11 protein-coding genes are annotated in these 21,562 nt (G+C 61.9%); 8 read left to right on the top strand and 3 right to left on the bottom strand.

Annotated elements, in window-relative coordinates; genetic code table 11:
- Positions 1-6: 6 nt before the first annotated feature.
- From PSELUDRAFT_RS14220 to PSELUDRAFT_RS14190, 7 genes are all read left to right on the top strand, one after another.
- The gene (locus tag PSELUDRAFT_RS14220) at positions 7-8,313 is read left to right on the top strand and encodes a choice-of-anchor Q domain-containing protein (protein ID WP_088967455.1); all 8,307 of its coding nucleotides are present in this window, start codon (positions 7-9) and stop codon (positions 8,311-8,313) included.
- Positions 8,314-8,532: 219 nt separating this feature from the next.
- A complete protein-coding gene (locus tag PSELUDRAFT_RS14215; protein WP_197693873.1) occupies positions 8,533-9,099 on the top strand; it encodes a hypothetical protein in 567 nt (188 codons plus the stop codon).
- A gap of 47 nt (positions 9,100-9,146) precedes the next feature.
- The gene (locus tag PSELUDRAFT_RS14210; protein ID WP_088967454.1) at positions 9,147-9,929 is read left to right on the top strand and encodes an outer membrane lipoprotein-sorting protein; all 783 of its coding nucleotides are present in this window, start codon (positions 9,147-9,149) and stop codon (positions 9,927-9,929) included.
- Positions 9,930-9,939: 10 nt separating this feature from the next.
- Positions 9,940-10,776, top strand: a complete 837-nt coding sequence (locus PSELUDRAFT_RS14205) for a hypothetical protein (RefSeq protein ID WP_162291264.1) — start codon at positions 9,940-9,942, stop codon at positions 10,774-10,776.
- The gene (locus tag PSELUDRAFT_RS14200; protein WP_197693872.1) at positions 10,773-12,434 is read left to right on the top strand and encodes a hypothetical protein; all 1,662 of its coding nucleotides are present in this window, start codon (positions 10,773-10,775) and stop codon (positions 12,432-12,434) included. The genes PSELUDRAFT_RS14205 and PSELUDRAFT_RS14200 overlap by 4 nt, the downstream gene beginning before the upstream one ends.
- A gap of 107 nt (positions 12,435-12,541) precedes the next feature.
- Entirely contained in the window at positions 12,542-13,132 is a 591-nt protein-coding gene (locus PSELUDRAFT_RS14195) for an SCO family protein (RefSeq protein ID WP_197693871.1), read from the top strand.
- Positions 13,133-13,597: 465 nt separating this feature from the next.
- On the top strand, positions 13,598-14,632 hold the full coding sequence (locus PSELUDRAFT_RS14190; RefSeq protein WP_197693870.1) for a histidine kinase: 1,035 nt from the start codon (positions 13,598-13,600) through the stop codon (positions 14,630-14,632).
- Between the two features lie 34 nt (positions 14,633-14,666).
- On the opposite strand, the gene PSELUDRAFT_RS14185 is transcribed toward PSELUDRAFT_RS14190, so the two are convergent.
- The 3 genes from PSELUDRAFT_RS14185 to PSELUDRAFT_RS14175 all read right to left on the bottom strand — a co-directional run bounded on the left by PSELUDRAFT_RS14185 (position 14,667) and on the right by PSELUDRAFT_RS14175 (position 19,835).
- A complete protein-coding gene (locus PSELUDRAFT_RS14185) occupies positions 14,667-15,377 on the bottom strand; it encodes a response regulator transcription factor (protein ID WP_088967450.1) in 711 nt (236 codons plus the stop codon).
- Positions 15,378-16,838: 1,461 nt separating this feature from the next.
- Positions 16,839-18,059: a benzoate/H(+) symporter BenE family transporter gene (locus PSELUDRAFT_RS14180; RefSeq protein WP_088967449.1), complete on the bottom strand. Its 1,221-nt coding sequence runs from the start codon at positions 18,057-18,059 to the stop codon at positions 16,839-16,841.
- A 321-nt stretch (positions 18,060-18,380) separates the two neighbouring features.
- Positions 18,381-19,835, bottom strand: coding sequence for an aminoacyl-histidine dipeptidase (locus tag PSELUDRAFT_RS14175; protein ID WP_088967448.1), 1,455 nt, complete (start codon positions 19,833-19,835; stop codon positions 18,381-18,383).
- Between the two features lie 265 nt (positions 19,836-20,100).
- On the opposite strand from PSELUDRAFT_RS14175, the gene pyk reads away from it, so the two are divergent.
- Positions 20,101-21,525, top strand: coding sequence for a pyruvate kinase (gene pyk / locus PSELUDRAFT_RS14170; RefSeq protein ID WP_088967447.1), 1,425 nt, complete (start codon positions 20,101-20,103; stop codon positions 21,523-21,525).
- Positions 21,526-21,562: the final 37 nt, after the last annotated feature.

Here is a 21,562-nt window from a genome sequence, read left to right as displayed (position 1 = left end):
CTCGCGATGAGATCCAATACCTTCACGGCGACGCTGTCCGACTTCGTCAGGGCCGGGCTCGCAGCCGCCATTCTCTTAGTCAGTGGAGCGACCGTGGCGGCCAGCATCAATCTGAGCGCTGTCCCGACCACCGCCACACTCCCGGACGGGCAGACCGTGCCCATGTGGGGCTATCGCTGCACCGGTGCACCGGTTGGCGCAACATGCGCAGCAAGCAACCCCAATGCAGGCGCTGGCTGGTCGCCGGTAGTGATTACCGTTGCACCGGGCCCGCTGACGATCAACCTGACCAACAGCCTGCCGGTGCCCCCGGGAGGAGCAACGGGTATACCCACCTCGCTGGTGATCGTCGGCCAGTTGGGCGGCGGCCTTGGCGCGTCCCCAACCAGAACGCCCAGCCCCGCACACCCGACGCAGACCTCGACCACCTGGCCGATAGCCGGCACCGGGACGGCAACATTCACCCCGCCGGCGCAGGGCGCTCGTGTCCAGTCGTTCGGCACTGAAGTTGCCACCGGGCAGACCGTGCCCCTGACCTGGAACAATCTCAAGCCGGGCACCTATCTGATCGAGTCCGGTACGCACCCAGCCATCCAGGGCCCCATGGGTCTGTACGGCATGCTGGTAGTACGCACGCCCGCCGCTGGCGCCACCCTGGCGCAGGCCTACCCCGGCATCGGCTACGATGCCAGCGTGCCGCTGCTGCTCAGTGAAATCGACCCGGTGCAGAACGCCGCCGTCGACAAGGCCGTTCACACCACCGGCTTCAGCGAAACGGCAGTCTGGTCCGGCCAGCCGGGCCAGTGCGGCAACGCAAGCTCCGCGAATTACGGCACCTGCTATCCGCCCGCAGTCAACTACGACCCGCGCTACTACCTGATCAACGGCGTTTCCTTTGACCGGGCCAACCCGAGCAAATCGCAATTTGCCATCGCCGCGCCCGCAAGCACCGGCCAGGTACTCGTGCGCTTCGTAAACGCCGGGCTGCGCATGCACGTACCGTCCATCATCGGTGCGCAAACCGGCACCCCTGCGGTTTCCGGTGTCTCGCTCATTGCCGAAGACGGCAACGTCAAACCCGGCAATGCCAGGGTGCAAAGCCAGGTATTCCTGGCGGCGGGCAAGACCTTTGACGTGATGATGAGCGCCCCGGCCGCGGCAGCAACGCTGCCGGTGTTCGACCGCGAACTCAGCCTGTCCACCAACAACCAGCGCGATGGCGGCATGCAGGGGTATATCAGCATTAACGGCGGCACCCTGCCTATCGCCAATGCCGCGGTCACCGCCCAGGATAAAACCTACTACTGCGCCTCCGGCATGACCCTGATGGTGCAGGATCCGAGCAAGGGTGTGCTGGCCAATGCCACCGGCGCCAACGGTGCGGTACTGGGTACCGTCAGCCTGGCTGGCGGCGCCACGGCCTTGGCATTTCAGTCCAACGGCACCTTTACCTATACCCCGCCTTCGGCCGGCGCTTGCGGCGGCAGCTTCACCTTCCTGGTGAACGGCACGGTGACGCATACCGCCACGATTCAGGAATGCGATGCCAGCGTGCATGCAGCCGGTTGCACCCTGGGTGGCGCGCCCACGGCGAATAACGCCAACTTCACCAGCAACATCGCCTCGCAGCTGCAGATCGGCGCACCTGGTGTACTGGCCTACGCCACCGACCCGGCCGGGCATGCCCTGACAGCCGGCACAGCGACCGGCGTGGTAGGCGGAACCGTCACCCTGAACCGGGATGGTTCGTTTACCGCCATGCCGACCACCCCGCCTACAGGCGCCGGCATGGCCACGGTCACCTTCCACTACACCGCCATCAACTCGCAGAGCACCAGTTCGGCCCCGGCACTCGTCACCGTCACCTTCAAGGGTGGTAGCGGCCTGGCCGTCACGGTAAAAGACGGGCCGACCGGCCAGCCGATCGGCGACTACCGCTGGATCATCGAAGAAGATCGCACCTTCCAGATCGACCCTGCCTGCCAGCTCAACGGCGTCGGGCGGCCGGCAAGCTGCCCGCCGCTGCCGGTACCCAGCCTTGGCACCAACTTCCACACCAGCTATATGCCGGTAGTGGCAGCTGGGTGTGTAGGCACGGTTGCCTGCGAAGCAGGCCAGACGGTGTTCGACCCGGCCACCAATGCACACGTGCCGGCAGTATGTGACATCGGTAACGGCGTATGCCGCACCACCGCTGCGCAGCAGACCCCGGTCAACCCCGGCCAGGTGGCTCTCGACCCGACCAAGCGTTACTACATCTCCATCCTGCCGGGTGATGCCGGCAACCCGTTTACCGCCGGCGCAGGCGCGCCGGTGCCGGTGGACCCTAACAACCCCAACGGGCCGCAAAGGCAGTTCAGCATTGCCCAGGATTGCGGCACTTATTCAACCAGCAACGCAGCCTGGACGCCTGGCGGAGCCAGTGCCCAGTGCGGCCACGGCATGGGTGGCGCACCGCTTGTCAACGGGCAGACCGCTGTCAGCGTAGTCCTGCAACAGACTCCGTTCCAGACGGCTAAAGTCTCGGTACTGGTGTTCGAAGACGACGCGCCGCTCAATGGCGAAGTCGACGTCGGCCATGAAGCCCCGGGTACCTTCGGGACCGGCCTGGAGCCGGGACTCGGCGGGTTCGAGATCAAGCTGTTCGACGATGCCGGCGGTACCGGCGATGCCACCGGGCAGATGACCTACGACATGTTCAACATGCCGCTGTCCAATGCCTTGCAAGGCATGATCGACCCCAGCACCGGGCTGAACGCCTGCCCGATTTCCAAGACCTCGCAAGATGGGCTGGTCGGCATGATCCCGACCTGCCCGAAATATGAATCGGATGGCAAGACCCTGTCGCCGCTGGTCGGCCAGGCCATCATTGCCAACCTGATGCCAGGCCGCTACGGCGTGGTTGCCACGCCGGCGGCGGATCGCATCGCCAAGGGCGAGCAGTGGCTGCAAACCAATACCCTGGACGGGCAAAAAGCCCACGATGCCTTCATCAAGGTAGGTGGCCCGGCGTACTTCCAGGAGTTCGGGCCAGCGGGTTATCACGTCTCCATTGGCTTTGCCAACCCGCAAATCATCAATAACCGCAGGACCAATGCAGGCCATACCGGGCTGTGTGACCTGGCCGGAGCCGTATGCACCAGTGGCGTGTCAGGCAGAATCACCAACCTGCACTACAGCCGGCCGCCAAACGAAAACCTGTACGGCAGTGGTTCGCGCGACTCCCTGGCATTCACACAATGCTATGTGAGCGCCGGCGATACTGATGGCCAGGATATCGCGTTCACCAAGTGCAACCCCGACGGTACCTTCAGCATGAGCGGCCTGCCCGCTGGCACCACCCGCCTGACGGTGTTCGACCAATGGAACGACCAGATCGTCGATGGCCTGGCAACGGCAACACAGCTGACCGCCGGCCAGACGAAGAACCTCGGCGACATTCCGGTGCTGCAATGGCACACCAACCTGTACACGCGAACCTTCTTCGACCTGCATGGCGACGGTGTTTCGCATGACGACGACCCGGGGCTGACGCTGGTGCCAACCAACATCCGCTTCCGCGACGGCAGCTACTCCAACTTCAACAACACCGACCTGAACGGCTTTGCCGGCTTCAACGAAGTGTTCCCGCTGTTCAGCTGGTACGTGGTGGAAGCCGATACCACCCGCTACAAACAGACTGGCGTACACGTGGTGTATGACTCCGGCGGCCCGGTGGATGGCACCGGCCAGGCAGGTTCCGGGAATTCGAACATCGCGTCGAACTTTGCCAATACGCTCGAATCGTCGACTGCCCACCTGCCTGGCGCCCTGCGCTTCCCTGGTGCGGTGTATTGCGACAATGCGGACTGCGCCGGTTTCTCCATCGCGAATGGCCCGGCCAGCAGTGCGGCCAACCCTTCGAGCGGCAGCATCAACCCACCGTGGGTTACCACGCTGGGCTGGCAGGGCTTCTCCGGCCAGAACTCCTTCATCGAGTTCGGCAAGGCCCCGTTTGCCCCGAGCGAGAATGGCGGGATCAGGGGTGAGGTGATCTACGCTTCGACCCGTCCGTTCGACGACCCGTCGCTGTTGATCCACACCAGCTGGACCCCGAACGTTCCGGGCGTCACCATCAATCTGTATCAGGAGGGCACCGCAGCAGATGGCTCCACTACCCTGACCATGGTCGACCATACCCTGACCAGCAGCTGGGACGACTGGGCCCAGGGCTTCCGTAGCAACGGCATGCCCAATATGAACTGCCCGGGCCAGGAAAACGGCGCCAAGGATGCATTTTTCTATACCTTGAACAACAGTCGGCAATGGCTCAACGCCGGCACGCCGCTGCCCAACAATAGCCAGTTCAAGTGCTATGACGGCATGCACGCGTTCAACCAGTTGCAGCCTGCGCCTTACGACGGGATGTACAACTTCCCGAGCATCATCAACCGCGACCCGGTGAGCGGTGCCCCGGTCGGCGCCGGCGCCACCAATGGCGTAGCCGGAACACGTCCGGGATCGAACTGCACAGTCTGTGTGGCGAACCCGGCTGACGGTACCCCGATGCTGCCTGCCGGCAAGTACGTGGTCGAAGTCATCGTGCCCCCGGGCTATGAACTGGTGAAAGAGGAAGACAAGAACATCCTGATCGGCGACAACTACATCGCCCCGGTAACACAGCAGTTTGGCGGCTTGGCCACCATCTTCATCCTGCCCGACCAGGCTGCGATGAATGCCACTTATAACGCCACCAACCCGCAAAACCCGACCCAGGCCCTCGGCTCCGTTGCCTTCCCGCGTAACGAAGGCGATACCGGTTCCGTCGAAACCTTCTGGCCCTGCGTAGGCGAACTGCGCATCGTGCCGGACTACATCAGCCTGTTCCCGGGCTCGCAGGAGGTTTCCCCGTTCGCAGGCGCCTCGCGCCACCTATGCGACCGCAAGGAAGTACAGCTCGACAACCAGATGACGGTACTGGCGAAGTTCTGGCTATTCAGCTCGACCCACGTCACAGCCCACTTCACCGGCTTCATGCTGGACGACTTCTCGTCGGAATTCGACCCGTACTCGCCGCAGTTCGGTGAGAAATTTGCGCCACCTAACCTGCCGATCTCGATCAAGGACTTTGCCGGCACGGAAGTCGAGCGCACTTACGCCGACCAGTGGGGCATTTTCAACGGCTTGAACTACTCGACCTGGGAGGTGAACCCACCCAACCCGACCGGCTATGCACCAACCATGATGGTGGCCTGCATGAACGACCCCGGCCCGATACTGGATACCCGAGCCACCATCAATGGCGTAGCAAACCCGACCTTCAACACCATGATCACGGACCCCTCGTTCAACCCGGCCTACAGCCAGTTCTGCTACGAGATTCCGTTCATGCCCGGGCAGACCCAGTACATGGATACGCCGGTAGTACCGGTACAGGCCTTTGCCTCGGCCTATAACCCGCCCGACTGCGCGTACCCGGATACCACGCCGGCCATCAAGCAGGTCAATGGCGACGGAGTCGGCCCCTATGTCAGTGCCGCGGGTCACACCCTGACCATTACCGCCCTGGGAGATCAAACGGTACCCAATAATGCCTACACCGGCCCGGCCGCGGGCAATGCACCGTTCAACCAGAAGTCCATCACGCGCCACTACGGCTTTGGTAGCCGCTGCACCGGACTCGGCGGCGCCTGCACGGCAGTTTCGAGCGTGACCATCGGCGGCGCCACGGCCACCATTACCGGCTGGACCGACACGTCGATCACGGTAACGGTGCCACAGGGCATCCCATCGTGCGGAGTTGATCCGAACGATGCGACCCGGCATCCGCCGCTGCAACGAACCGGTGCCGGGAACCAGACCTATGCAGCACAGTGCGGCGAACTGGTGATCACCGCCGGTAACGGCAAGAAATCGATCGACACTGTCACCGTGACCGTGGGCGGCAAAGCGCCAACTCACGTCAACGGCGAGAATGGCACGGGTAATGCCCTGCAAGCCGCGATCGACAATGCCACGCCGGGCGACCTGATCCTGGTTGGGCCGGGAACCTACGATGAAATGCTGATCATGTGGAAACCGGTGCGCCTGCAAGGTGTCGGTGCAGCTTCGGTAACCATCAACGCCAACACCCACCCGTCCGGCAAGATGGACCCGTGGCGCCGTCAGATCGCCTGTCTGTTTGGCGTATCGCTCAACGGCGGGGTAATCAGTGCCAACAACCCGTATGACCCGAGCGGCACCTATACCTGTGCGGCCAACATGCAGCGCAAGGTGGATGCCATCCCGCAAGAGCCAACCGTCGGCTGGGACCCGACCCTCAACGGCAATATTGGTGAAATGCTGATGGAACCAACCTTGATGGGGGCGTATGAAGGCGCAGGCATCACCGTGCTGGGCAAGGGCGTTCGCGACGTACGTGTACGCGGCGTACTGCAGCCTGACCTGCTCTGTGTCGGCACGGAAGCGATGACGGGTGGTGTAGAACCCGGCACTTGCAGCCTGCTGACTGCCCAGATCAACGCCCGGGATTGCACGGACTACCCAAGCGATTTCTTCTGCAACCCGGCACGTATCGACGGCATCAGCGTGACCAACAGCTCGCAGGGCGGTGGCGGCATCTTCCTGCACGGCTTCAACCACAATATGGAGGTTTCCAATAACCGCATCTTCGGCAACGCCGGCACGCTCACGGGCGGCATCTCCGTCGGCCAGGTCGAAGTACCCCCCGGGACGACCGCCCAGAATGGCGTCACCCTGGATCCGTACCTGTACCACACCCATGTCTACGTGCATCACAATGCGGTGACATCGAACGCGTCCTACGGCGACGAGATCAACTCGACCACGCCGTCTGCCGCGGGCGGGGTAACGTTCTGCACCGGTGCCGACTACTACCACTTCAACTACAACTGGGTGTGCGGCAACATGAGCAGCGGCGACGGTGGCGGTATGGCCCACTTCGGCTACAGCGTTAACGGCGACATCTCGCACAACTGGGTGCTGTTCAACCAGAGCAATAACCCGACCCTGCCCACCTACGGCGGCGGCATCATCGCCCAGGGTGTACCCCCGGACGGAACGTTCTGCGAGAACTCTGTGACAACTGACCAGGATTGCGCACCGGCACTTGGTGACGGCGCCGGCCCCGGCCTAAAGATCGACGCCAACCTGATCGTCGGCAACACCGCCGAAAGCGGTAAAGGTGGTGGTCTGCGGCTGCAGAGCATCAACGGCACCGACGTGCAAAACGACCCGACCAACCGAAAAGGACTCTGGTACAAGGTCCGTGTGACCAACAACATCATCGCCAACAACGTGGCAGGCTGGTCCGGAGGCGGTGTATCGCTGCAGGATGCGGTGAACGTCGACTTCGACAACAACACGGTTGTGTCCAACGATGCCACTGCTTCGTCCGGTGTGTTGTTCAACACTGATGGCGGTGCGCAAGCCAACGTCGGGCCGCCGCACTGCACCAACAACGGCACGGAAACAACCTGCCAGCCGATTACCACCTCGAATTACCAGCCTGCCGGCCTGGAGACGGCGCTTAACACCACTAACCTGACTGCGGTACAGACCAATGTGAACTGCTCCGGCAACCATCCGCCGAGCGCATGTTTCTCGAACCCGGTGACGTTCAACAACAACCTGTTCTGGCAGAACCGCTCGTTCTACATCACGGTGGGCGGCCTCGATCCGGCCATCCAGGGCTTGCAGAACGTGGTATCGCTGAACCCGTCCTTGAACCAGGCCGGCCACCCGACCGGCTACTGCGCACAGGGTGCGGTGTACTGGGACATCGGCGCCTACGGCGACACGGGCCCGGCCAACCACAGTTCAGGTCTGACGCTGAACCCGCGCTACTCGATCCTGACCAGTACCAGCGGAGGTTACAACAGCGCTGCTGCGCACAACCTGCAACCGGCCAGCCCGGGTGTAGTCAGCCAGTACTGCAATGGCGCTCGCGTACCACCGGAAGGAGGAGGTATCGGCTTTAGCGTGCCCCCGGGCATTGCAGATACGGTTCTGCCCAACCCGCTGTTCAGCCTGCTGCCGTCGGCAGTGCCGGATGAAGGCAACCAGTGGATCAACATGACTTACGGTCCGCTGTCACTGGTGAATGCAAGCGTCACTTCGGGAGGTGCCGGCTACAACGTACTGCTTGGCAATTACGCGCTGACCGCAGGTTCGCCGGCGATCAACAGTGGCACATCGTCGGGGGCGCCAACCTTTGACTTCTTCGGTATCTCCAGGCCACAGAACGGGAGCTGGGACATCGGTGCCGTCGAGTTTCACAACGGCGGGCAAGTGAATCCTCCGGATGGCCTGTAGACACAAGCCGGCCTGAGCGCCACCCATAGCAGCGGACACACCGCGGCAACACAAGATATGACGGGGGTGACCCACCCCCGTCATGACCAAGGGAGAACCGAGCACGGCAACCGGTACAACGGTGACCGACACCATCCAGCCAGGCCTTGCGCCGGGGAGACGGCAAGCTGTCTTCCCGGCCGCACCCGGCACTGGCGATGGGGTGAGAAGGAGTAAGTCATGCTCACTGTCATAACATCCACAACCCGCGCAAAACTGTTTGTGGCGGTACTCGCCAGCGGTTTTGTCATGAGTACCGCTTTCACGCCAGCCAGCCAGGCGGAGGAAACCCCGGACGGAATGTCTGCGCAAACTCCCCGCCCGGCCCCTGCCAAGACCACGCCCCAGGCCCCTGCCACAGCACACCGGCACTCCCCTTACCACGCCGTGAGCATGCCGAACCGGGCCCGTATCTATTACTCGCTCTATGGCGGCATCGACAACGTAAGGGTGCAACGCACCGCATCCGACAACCTGATTCGTGTCAGCTACCGCGTAACCGACCCCGCCAGGGCCAGGGAACTGGGCGACAAGAAAGTCACGCCATACCTGCTGGGCCTGAGAAGCCACGCCGTGCTGCAAGTGCCGGTGATGGACAAGATCGGCCCCTTGCGCCAGTCCGGCTCGCCGGAAATGGGCAAGGAATACTGGATGGTGTTTTCCAACAAGGGCAATTTGGTCAAGACCGGAGACCGCGTCAACGTGGTGATCGGTTCCTTTCATATGGATGGGCTGGCGGTGGAATGACCTGGTGAGGCCAGGTCTACCGTCACGCACCAAGCGGAGAGGATGCAATGAAAACCCGATATTTTTTGCTGATACTGGGCTGGGTGCCCATGCTGGCCGCCACGGCAGCCAGTCTTAGCGCAGCCCAGATCGTCGACAAGAACGTGGCCGCACGCGGCGGGCTGCAAGCCTGGCGCGCGGTCAACACCCTGACCCTGTCCGGGCAGATTGATGCGGGCGGCAAGAAGAATGTCAGCCTGCCCTTCGTGATGAAACTGAAGCGGCCATACAAGAGCCGCTTCGAAGTGAACTTCCAGAACCAGACAGCGCTGCAGACCTACGACGGCGAGCAGGGCTGGAAAGTCCGGCCCTTCCTGGGGCGTAACGAAGTGGAGCCGTTCACGACGGCAGAAGCCAAGTCCGCCGCCAGTTCGACCGAGCTGGACGGCCCCCTGGTCGACTACGCCAGAAAAGGCACCCGGGTCGAACTGCAGGGCATGGACAAAGTGGAGGGACACAGCGCCTACAAGCTCAAGCTGACCATGAAAGACAGTAGCCAGCGCTACGTCTGGGTGGATGCGCAGAGCTATCTCGAACTGAAAATGGAAGGCGTGCCGCGCAAGATGGACGGCAGAATGCGCGCCGTTTCCATTTACTTCCGCGACTACAAAACCGAAAGCGGCCTGCTCATGGCGCATGAACAGGAAACCGTAGTCGAAGGCCTCAAGCCCGGTCACAAGATGATCATCCAGCATGTGGCAGTGAATCAGCCAATAGACGATACCGCCTTTGGCAAACCGCAGCTGGCGGCGGCCGATCCTCCCACCCAGACCGCCAAACAAACCGACTGAGTACATGGCCATGAAACTGGGAGCTACGAGGGTACTGGCCACATGCATTGCGGCGCTGGCATTGGCCCGGGGCGCAGTGGCGGAGCCGGAGCTGGCGGCGGCGCAGATCATCGAGAAAAACGCCGAGGCGCGGGGTGGCCTGGAGGCCTGGCGCAAGATCCAGACTCTGGTCATGCAAGGGCATGTGGAGGGAGGCCAGTCCCCCGCCCAGTTCGTACTCACGCAGAAACGCCCCAACAAGACCCGTTTTGAGATGGTCGCATCCGGGCACATGGCGGTGCGCGCGTTCGATGGCACCAGCGGCTGGAAGATGCTGGCCGGCCCAGGCAGCGCGCCCAGTGTGCAGCCGTATGCCAGGGAGGAACTGAAGTTTGCCGCAGAGGAGCCGATCATCGACGGAGTGCTCATCGACCACGCCGCCAAGGGCATTACCGTCGGGCTGGAAGGCATGGATGAAGTGGAGGGGCACAAAGCCTACCGTCTGCACATCCGGCTACGCTCCGGCGCCAGCCGGCACCTGTGGGTAGATGCGACGAGCTTCCTGGAACTCAGATACGACCGGGAAGCCCCCGGCACTCCCGGCCAGGCAGCCACGGTGTCGGTGTTCTATCGCAACTACAAGGCCTTCGACGGCTTGCAGATCCCTCTCGTTATCGAAGCCGGCACCGCAACCGGCCCGCGCAACGACAGGCTGGTAATCGACCAGGTGGCACTCAACCCTCCGCTGGACGACGCCCTGTTCATCAGACCGGCCATGCCACAGCATGGCCAGCCGGACCCGAACGAGCAGCACACCAACGCCAGCAAGCTGCCTGCCCACGCCATACCGGGGAGCCTGCCGCCATGACCCGCCCACGACCCGGCGCCGCCCTCGCCCTCCCCTGGGCCCGCGGCTGGCGTGCACTGACGCTACAGCTGCTGCTGATCGTGCTGACCGCCCTGCCGGGCCAGGCCCACGGCGCCGGCTCAGGCGATGCGGGTGAGGCAATATTTCGCCGCGGCCAACTTGCGACGGGCGCAGCGCTGGAAGCCCACCGCGATGGCGGCCTGTACATGCAGGGCGCCGATGCTGCCTGCATCAACTGCCACCGACGCAGTGGCCTGGGCGCCAAGGTTGGCCTCAGCTCCATCCCGCCCATCACCGGCCGCTATCTGTTCCGCCCCCAGAATGGCGAGGACCCCGACCTGCCCTTTGTCGACGGGGTACGCAACGGCCGTGACGCGTATACCGATGCCACCGTCGCCCGGGCTATCCGCGAGGGCCTGGATTCGCAGGGGCAGCCGCTGAGCTACCTGATGCCGCGCTTCACCATGAGCGATTTCGACATGGCCGCGCTGATCGGCTATCTGAAAGGGCTGGATCAACGCAAGACGCCGGGCGTAATGGAGACGGAACTGCACTTCGCCACCATCATCACCCCCGATGCGGACCCGACGAAGCGCCGCGGCATGCTCGATGTGCTGGAGCACTATTTTGCCGAGAAGAACACCTTCCCCATCGGGGCCACGCCGGCGCTGCGCAGCTCGCGCAAGATGATGTACATGGCCAATCGCCACTGGCAGTTGCACGTGTGGCAGCTGAACGGCCCGGAGTCGACCTGGCAGCAACAGCTGCAGCAGCACCTGGCGGCGGAGCCGGTGTTTGCCGTGATATCGGGGCTGGGCGGCAAGAACTGGGCACCGGTGCATGCTTTCTGCGAGCAGGCCGCCTTGCCATGCCTGTTCCCGAATGTCGACGCACCGGTTGACCACCCAAGCGATTTCTACTCGATATATTTCTCCGGCGGAGTGCTGCTGGAAGCACGCCTGATCGCCAAGAGCCTGCTGGCGCCGGAAAACAGGAAAGCGGCTAAATCTGTGCTGCAGATCTACCGCGCCAACGACAGCGGCGAAACGGGCGCCAAAGCACTCGCCACCGCCCTGCGGCCGCACGGCATTGCCACCTCGGGCTATACGCTCAGGCCGGGCGAGAGCGTTGCCATGGCACTTCGTCACAGCCGTCATGCCGACGCGCTAGTGCTGTGGCTACGCCCGGCGGATATCGCCGCGCTCGGCCCCCAACCGCCGCCGGCGCCGGCCGGCGTGTTCCTGTCGGGGCTGCTGGGCGGGCTGGAGCAGGCGCCACTGCCTGCCGGGTGGCGTGATGTCACGCATATCGCCTACCCGGTTGACCTGCCCGAACGCCGGCGCGTGCGCGTGGACTACGCGTTCGGCTGGTTTTCGATCCGCCATATCCCGGTGGTTGCCGAACAGATGCAGGCAGATACCTTCCTGGCCTGCGGCCTGCTCGCCGAAACGCTGAGCCATATGTCCGGCACCTTTGTGCGGGATTACCTGGTGGAACGCATAGAAGACATGATCGAGCACCGGCTCATTACCGGCTACTACCCGCGCCTGACTCTGGCGCAAGGGCAACGCTTCGCGTCCAAGGGGGGCTTCATGGTCCACTTCACCAAGCCGGACAACCCTGCCCTGGCCGCCGATGGGGACTGGATGGTGCCGTGATGTGCCGCTTCGGCACTGTCATGAGCACCCGCGTACAACCGGTAATCATTCCCTGCTTGGGATAGGAGCCTGCAATGTCAACATCCACAAAACCCGGGAGCCGGGCAGTGATCCTCGCGCTCGCCGGCATGCTTACCCTGATGGCCCCGCCCGCCTTCCCGCATGAAGGCTTCAAGGCAGGGGGCATCCCCGCCTCGATGCGCAAGGTGCACCTCTCTACCGTGAACTACACCCTGCCCACCGTGAACCTGGTGCGTGACGACGGCCAGACCGTATCGCTGAAAGACGAGCTGGACGACGGCCGCCCGGTGGTGGTGACCTTCATTTATACCGCCTGCAGGGATATCTGCCCCATGACCAGCCAGGTGCTGTCGCAATTGCAGCGCAAACTGGGCCCCGACCGCGACAAGGTGCACCTGCTGTCCATCTCGATAGACCCGGAAAACGATACACCGCCACAGCTGCGTGCCTATGCCAGGCGATTCGGGGCCAACCCCGAATCGCGTTACTACACCGGCACCGTAGCCGCCAGCGTTGCCACCCAGCGCGCATTCAACGTATTCCACCAGGACAAGATGAGCCATACCCCCGTGGTACTGCTGCGCGCGGCGCCCGGTAAACCCTGGTTACGAGTCGATGGTTTCGCTACCGCCGACGACCTGCTGCAGAATTACCGGAAACTGATGGCCGCCAATTAACCCCCTTGTGCCACATGCCTGTTATTCCATTGCGACAAGCAGAATAAACAGGCATGGGCTCAGCCAGCCACGCCATGAAACGTGACGGCCGGCTGAAATATTTTCCACCAAAGAAGATTAGCCATATCGCCTTTTCATATCAGCAGCCAGGGGCAGCCGCATGCGCAGGGGCAATCTTTGAGATAAACAGGCATGGTCTATAATTTACCCAGAAAGCGCTGTCATTTGGCGTAGATGCACTTTCAGGCGTTAGGTATACACGGGCGGGCGTTCCACCCGCTCATTCAGGAGCAGTAATTGTATTGGGCCAAATAAAAAACCGGCCCATGTTTTTGCAGTTGTATTTTACCTATGCCTGGAGGTGGAATGAGCGTCCGTCTACTTGGTGAGCCACCAATCAAATTGCATGACCTCATCGAGGCCATGCGCAAGCTCAGCACTACCATCAGGCCCAGCGCGACAAATATGGGGGCAATCACCGATGTCAGAGGTGGCGCACTGGCCATACTCACACCCGGCGGGCGCTTCGTATCGGCGAACAAGAATGCGGCTGCCCTGCTCGGCTACCCGCCCAAGGATCTGGTAGGCAAGCTACTGATCGATATGGCGCCGGATGATCACCAGCACTCCCTGCAGCAGCACCTGGCAACGGCCATGGCCAGCGCGCTGTGTACCTTCAGCACCGTACTGCGCGGGCGCACCGGGCTGCCAAGCCGGCTGATCCTGCACCAGCAAGCCATTGCCGTGGAAAGGGATGGTCTGGAGAGTTCGCGGCTTACCCTGTTCGAAGAACCCATGATTATCAAGACCGGGGCTATCGATATCGGCTTGCCGGCGGAATCCGACATACCGGGCCACCTCGCCTTTCTCACGCTGGGGCAGGAGAAAGAGCGGCGCCGGCTGTCTTCCGAGCTGCATGACGGCATGGGGCAGGCACTGGCCCTGATCAAGCTGATGGTGGAGGATTCGCTGTTTCGCCTGCGCCAGGGCCAGGTCGACAACGCCGCCCAGCTGCTCGACAACACGGTACTGCGCATTCGCGAAACCATAGGCGACCTGCGGCATATCTGCAGCGACCTGTACCCGCTGATGATGGACCGCCAGGGCCTGCCTGCCGCCCTGGCTGCGCTGTGCCGCAGCATCGAGCGCATTACGGATAATCTGGTGGTGGATTTCGACTGCAATATCGAAGATGGCGATATCCCAGAACACCTGAAGGGTGACATGTTCCGCGTCGCCCAGGAGGCGTTGAACAATGCCATCAAGCACGCCTCCGCTACCGAGATCAGTCTCAGCCTGCAACGGGTCGCGGGCTGCCTGGTGCTGACCATCCAGGATAACGGCATCGGCTATGAAGTCCGCCCGCTGGCAAACAACCATGAATGTTCGGCATGCCTGGGCCTGGTCGGCATGCAATACCGGGTGGAATCCAATGGCGGGCAGTTTTCCATCCACTCGCCCGGCAGGGGCGGCACCCTGGTGTCGGCGACCTGGCCGTAAATCAGCTAACGCAAGCGCTTTCCAGTGCTTGGCGCTACAGATGCCTCAACAGGCTGAGCGCATGTTCCTGCTCAGGCTCCCGCACCGTTTTCATGGTGACCAGGCCCATTTCGATGGCCACCACAATCAGCTCCGCCAGATTGACGATATCCAGCTTGTGCATCAGGCTGGCACGGTACTTTTCTATCGTCTTCGGGCTGAGATTCAGATACTCGCCAGCCTGCCGGTTGGTACGCCCTTCCGCGATCAGCTTGAGCACGCTGCGTTCGCGCACCGTCAGCTTGTCCCAGCCATTTCTTGGCAACGTCGCCTCACGCCCGGTAACAAACGAATCCACCATGCAACCGTACACCTCGGCACTGAGATGCCTTTTCCCCTGCATTACCGCCTGCATGGCGGTCAGCAGTTCCTCGAACGAAACGTCTTTCAGCACATAGCCATCCACACCTACGCGCAAGGCTTCCCGCACGTAGTCTTCGTTCTGATGCACGGTAAGGACAATGATGCGGATGCTGGGCTCGCGGTGTTTGATGGCGGCACTGGCTTCAATGCCATTCATGCCGCGCATTGAAATATCCATCAGGATCAGGTCAGGGTTGAGTGTAACGGCCAGGTGGCATGCTTCCTTACCGTCTTTTGCCTCGCCAACCACAATGTACTCGTCGCGGGCCGATATCATCGAGCACAGGCCATCCCGCAAAAGATCGTGATCTTCGGCAACCATTACGCGATTCTTGATATGCATTTTTCACTCCCTGGCACTGCTCTACTTCACATCACCCTCTCACGTCCGCCCATGTCGAATACCGACATCACTATCAAAAATCAGTGCCTTTCCAGCACTGCCACGCTGCACAGTCCATTCCTATTCAGGAATTACATCCACTCATACTTGTCATCCAGCCCCTCGCTGTAAAAATCCAAACGCATAGACATACGCACCACGCATCACTGCTTCTTATGCACATAGACCTCACCATCACTCAACCACAGCACTCACATAAAATTTTGCTTGCGCAATGCACCATGGCCAAAACTGGTGAAAACAACCATCAAGACGAAACAAAAATTATTCTTTAATCATGTCAATCGCCTATGCCTGATGACTCTCAGAATAATATTAACTCGCCATATGCAAAACAATTTACCGATCATTCATATCGACATTACAATCGCAACTCATATTGCAGACTCCCGGCAACAATAGAACAAAGCTCAAACCAGCGGGAGGAACAGTCAAAGAATAATCAATATATATATAGTCCACAGCCATGAAATATCACCATAAAAAATAGTGACAGCCCAAAAAATATTACCTGCCAGTAAGGGAAAAAATAAAAGCAACAGAATTCCGGTAGCCGCCGGCAATAAAAAATCAGCTCCTTATAGTTTCACCTCCAAGCAGATGCTTGCTAAGTGCGCGCCAGAATTTTTGTACAAACAGGCACGATTTTACCCAAGCGGCCTTGCCGACGGGAAACACAGCAGCATACGCCAGCCGGGGAGGAGCATAGCAGCAACTACCGCCGGCGCCGCCCCAAGGTTGGCCGCAAGGCACTGACCGCGCGGTGCCATAGCCGGCTTTTGCAGGTTATCGATTCACTTCTTTGATGCACGCCGGCCCGGACACGTCAGGCGAATGGAATCCTGATAAAACCCTTCTACCATAAGTTTTAAGTAGCCATCTCTCAAACCAGCCAAAATACCGGGCACAATATTAAAAATATCATCCAGGCGGCCATATAAAGCCACTCAAAACTGCCGGCAACTCCGCATGTACGCGGCTCCCCGCAAACAAAACAATCGGTCGTATATATCCCCCACCACAAAATACACTTACAACCACCAGATTTTCTGCACCCTGCTTTCCGGGGCCACACTATCAATATTGACATGCAAGCGCCACCTTTTATTCGGTAGCAATATTCTGACTGAGTCACAAATAGAAATCGGCCTTGCTTGATAAGCAAGGCCGAATATCAGACAGATTTTCTGCAGCCCGTTGCGCACTATCGCCGCTGAGCCTTCCTTCAGCGGCCAGGCATCGCCGCATGCCAGCATGCTCTTATCGGCGGGCGGCACCTTGACCCTGCCGACCGGTCGCCGCGCTGCCGTGCCCACACGCAACAGGCCAACCCCGCCCGCAGGCAGCCACCGTGCGCGGGCAGCAAATTGCCGATGTGCATATGGCGCCCGAGCATGGCCGTCAATCAGCCTTGCCCTGCGACCTCGACTGCAGAATCAGGTGCGCGATGCTGCCCAGCACCACGCCCCAGAATGCGGCGCCCATCCCGGCATAGCTCATCCCGGAGGCGGTAGCCAGAAAGGTGATCATCGCGGCTTCGCGGTGCTTTTCATCGCCAACCACCCCGGCCACGTTGGCCGCAATGGCACCTATCAGTGCCACACCGGCCAGTACCGCGACCAGCTCATGCGACAGCGCAGCAAACAGCAACACCAAGGCCCCGGAAAACACCCCGCCCAACAGGTAAAAACCGCCATTTGCCAGCCCTGCCACATAGCGCCGGGCCGGGTTTTCATGGGCATCCGCCCCGGTACAGAGCGCGGCAGTAATGGCCGCCACCACGATGGTGATACCGCCAAAACAGGCCATGAGCAGCGACAGCAGGCTGGTCACCACCAGGATCGGGCGCGCCGATACCGCATAGCCGGCACCACGCAGAATGGCGATGCCCGGCAGGTATTGCCCGCTGAGGCTGACAATCACCAGAGGGATAGCCAGGCTGAAGGTCGCGGACAAGCTCCAGCTTGGCGCCATGAATTGCGGCACCGTCATGCCCAGCTGCATGGCCGGCAAGCTCATGCCGCCGCTGCCCAGCGCCAAGGCAACACCACACAGCAGCACCATCACCATGCAATAGCGCGGCAACAAGCGCCGGAACACCAGGTAGGCCAGCAACATGCCCCCGCCCAGCAAGGGCGCGGCCGCCACCGATTTGAACGCCTGGGTACCAAACTGGAACAGGATGCCGGCCATCATTCCGGACGCGACACCGCGTGGAATACGCTGGATCAGGCGATCGAAATAACCGGACCAGCCAATCAACAGCAGCAGCACGGCAGCGGTGATATACGCGCCCACCATGTCCGATAGCGGCATGGTAGGCAGCAACGTCACAAGCAGCGCCGTGCCGGGGGCCGACCAGGCAGTAATCACCGGTGCTTTCAGCCGCCAGCTCAGCCAGATGCCGGAAACCGCCGCACCGATGGAGATGGCCCACAGCCAGGAGGCCACCAACTGTGGCGGTATGCGGCCAACCTCCGAGGCATGGAAATAGATGGCCAGCGGGCCGGCGTACGACACCAGCACCGCCAGAAACCCGGCCGTCACCGCGGACAGCGAAGCATCGCGCCACAACGTGGCAATCCGCCAACCACGGCGCGAGGCCTGCTCACTCAGCGACATAACACCCTCCTTGCAAGACATGACGCGGATCGCCAGCAGGGCCGCGCACCGGCAAAAGGCTGCCGCATCGGGCAGCCCCAGCCGGCTGCCATTCATTCAGCCACAGGTACATCGCGCCAGCCATCATTTGCCGCTAGCGCCATATGCCGAATGATGCATCAATTAGCCGAACCGCCGCCGCGGCAGTGAAAACATGACAAGCCCATCCACCGGCACGAATGCCATCAGACACCACTTTGCCGCCCCTTTATGTTCGCCAATTGCGCGCCATAAAACAAAACCCGGCACGAAGGCCGGGTTTTGTTGGTGCCGCGTGGCGGATCAGGCGGCCGGTACGGCGGCCAGCACGGCCTGCAGCAACTGCCAGGCCTTGCCTACCGACGCCACTTCCACGCGCTCGCCCGGGGCGTGCGCGCCGCGGATATTGGGGCCGAACGATACCATGTCCATCTGCGGATACTTGGCGCCGATGATGCCGCACTCCAGGCCGGCGTGAATCACCTGCACCGCGGAATCGCCGCCGAACTGTTCGCGGAACACGCGCTGGCACAGCGCCAGCAGCGGCGAGGCCGGGTTGGGTGCCCAGCCGGGGTAGCCGCCTTCGGTTTCCACCGCAAAGCCGGCCAGGCCGAACAGCGCCTCGATCTCGCCCGCCAGATTGCGAAAACCGCTGTCCAGCAGCGAACGCACCATCAGGTTGGTGAACACCTTGCCATCGGCAATGCTGATCACGCCCAGGTTGTTGGAGGTCTCCACCACACCATGCACGCGCTGGCTCATGCGCTTCACGCCATGCGGCGCGGCGTGCAGGGCGGCAAACACCGCCTGCTGCGCATCGCGCGCCATCACGCTGCCGGCTTCGGCAGGGTTGGCCGCAAGGCTTACGCCCTCGTCCACACCGGCCAGCTCGAAGCGCATCAGTGCCTGGTAGGCATCCAGTTTGGCGGCGACGGTGGCAGCGTCCGCGACCGGGTAAGCCACCACGGCAAAGGCTTCGCGCGCCAGTGCGTTGCGCGCGGTGCCGCCGTTGAAGCTGGCCACGCGCAGGTCGGTAACCTCGCCCAGCTCCTGCAGCAGGCGGATCAGCACCTTGTTGGCATTGCCGCGGCCCAGGTGGATGTCGGCGCCGGAGTGCCCGCCGCGCAGGCCGGCTACCGTCAGCTGGCGCACTTCGTAGCCGGCGGGCAGCGGCTCGCAGGCGTAGTCGCGACGTACGTTCACGTCGATACCGCCGGCGCAGCCCATGTAGAACTCGCCCCATTCCTCGGTATCGATATTGATCAGCATCTTGCCTTGCAGCAGGCCGGCTTCCAGGCCCAGCGCGCCGCCCATGCCGGCTTCCTCGTCCAGCGTCAGCAGCACTTCCAGCGGGCCGTGCGGAATATCGTCGGCGCTCAATGCGGCCAACCCCAGTGCCACGCCGATACCGTTGTCGGCGCCCAGGGTGGTGTTTTCGGCAATCAGCCAGCCGTCCTGCAGTACCGGGCGGATCGGGTCGTTGAAGAAGTCATGCACGGTGCCGGTGTTGGCCTGGCACACCATGTCCAGGTGGCCCTGCATCACCACGCCGGCACGGTTTTCCATGCCCGGGGTGGCTGGCTTGCGGATGATCAGGTTGCCCACGGCATCAATGGTGGTATCCAGGCCACGCAGTTCGGCCCAGCCCTGCAGGTAGTCACGCAGCGCCTGCTCGTGCTTGGACGGGCGCGGAATGTCACACAGTGTCTGGAAATGTTCCCAAACTACCTTGGGTTCGAGTGCGGCAATGTTGACCACAGAAAATGCTCCTGTTTACAGACCATGGGATATTTCATGCCATAAATAGATAGGCAATGAATAACGGGCGACTCGTGATCGCCCGTTTGGAGAATTGATGGCGCACTGTAGCACAGCACCACAGGAGCGTCATTGTGCCCAAAGTGCAGTTTTTGTCTCGGCAAGGACACGCAGTCGCCATATAAAGTAGTAAAACTACCAATGTAAGCTGCCAATTACAGCGTGTTTTTGTACCATAACTACACAAATCAAGGGAGACTCAACCATGACCCGTCGTACAAAGATTGTCGCCACCCTCGGCCCGGCCTCCAACGATGAGGCCACGCTGGAGCGGTTGCTGCAGGCCGGCGTCAATGTAGTGCGCCTGAATTTTTCGCATGGCAGCGCGCAGGATCATATCGACCGCGCCAACCTGGTACGTAGCGCCGCCGACAGGCTGGGCGTGCCGGTTGCCATCATGGTGGACCTGCAGGGGCCGAAGATCCGCGTCGGCAGGTTCGCCAATAACAAGGTCACCCTGGTCAACGGCCAGCCTTTCATTCTGGATGCCGATTGCGAGCTGGGCGACGACAACCGCGTCGGCCTGGATTACAAGGAACTGCCGCAGGATGTGGACACCGGCGCGGTACTGCTGCTGGACGATGGCCGCATCGTGCTGGTGGTGGAAAAAGTGGTGGGCAACGAGATCCACACCCGCGTGAAAGTAGGTGGCGTGCTGTCCAACAACAAGGGCATCAACCAGCAAGGCGGCGGGCTGTCGGCGCCGGCGCTTACCGCCAAGGACATTGACGACATCAAGGTGGCTGCCCTGCTGGATGCCGACTACCTGGCAGTATCCTTCCCCAAGAGCAGCGCCGACCTCTACATGGCACGCACCCTGGTGCACGCCGCCGGCTGCCAGGCGCGCATCATCGCCAAGGTGGAGCGCTGCGAGGCGATTGCCAACCTGGAAGACCTGATCGACTCCTCCGACGGCATCATGGTGGCGCGCGGTGATCTGGCGGTGGAAGTGGGCGATGCCGCAGTGCCGGCGCTGCAAAAACGCATGATCCGCATCGCGCGCGAGCGCAACAAGCTCACCATCACCGCCACGCAGATGATGGAATCCATGATCAGCAGCCCGGTGCCTACCCGCGCCGAAGTGTCCGACGTGGCCAACGCCGTGCTGGATGGCACCGACGCGGTAATGCTGTCTGCCGAAACCGCCGCCGGCCAGTACCCGGTGGAAACGGTGGAGGCGATGGCACGGGTGTGCCTGGAAGCGGAAACCTCGTCCGAATACCAGCTGGAGCGCGCCTTCCTCAACCGCGAGTTCGTCCGCGTGGATCAGTCCATCGCCATGGCGGCGCTGTTCACCGCCAACCACCTGCAGGTAAAGGCGCTGGTGGCGCTGACGCAGACCGGCTCCACCGCGCTGTGGATGAGCCGGGTGAACTGCGGCGTACCGATCTACGCGCTTACCCCCGAGGTAGCCACCTACCGCCGGCTGGCACTGTATCGCGACGTGTTCCCCATCCTGCTGCCCACCGCCAGCGACCAGAAGAAACTGTTGGCCGCAGCCGAGCGCAAACTGCTGGAGCGCGGCCGTGTCAGCCAGGGCGACGTGCTGGTGGTGACCGTGGGTGACAGCGTGGGGCTGATGGGCAGCACCAATACGCTGAAGATCATCCGCGCCGGCGAAGCGCACTAAAAAACGCAGGGCTGGCCTTGAAAGCCCGCTCTGCGCT

Source organism: Vogesella sp. LIG4 (assembly GCF_900090205.1).
GTDB lineage: Bacteria > Pseudomonadota > Gammaproteobacteria > Burkholderiales > Chromobacteriaceae > Vogesella.
Note: the sequence above shows the minus strand (reverse complement) of the source record. Positions and strands in the feature narration are given on the sequence as shown.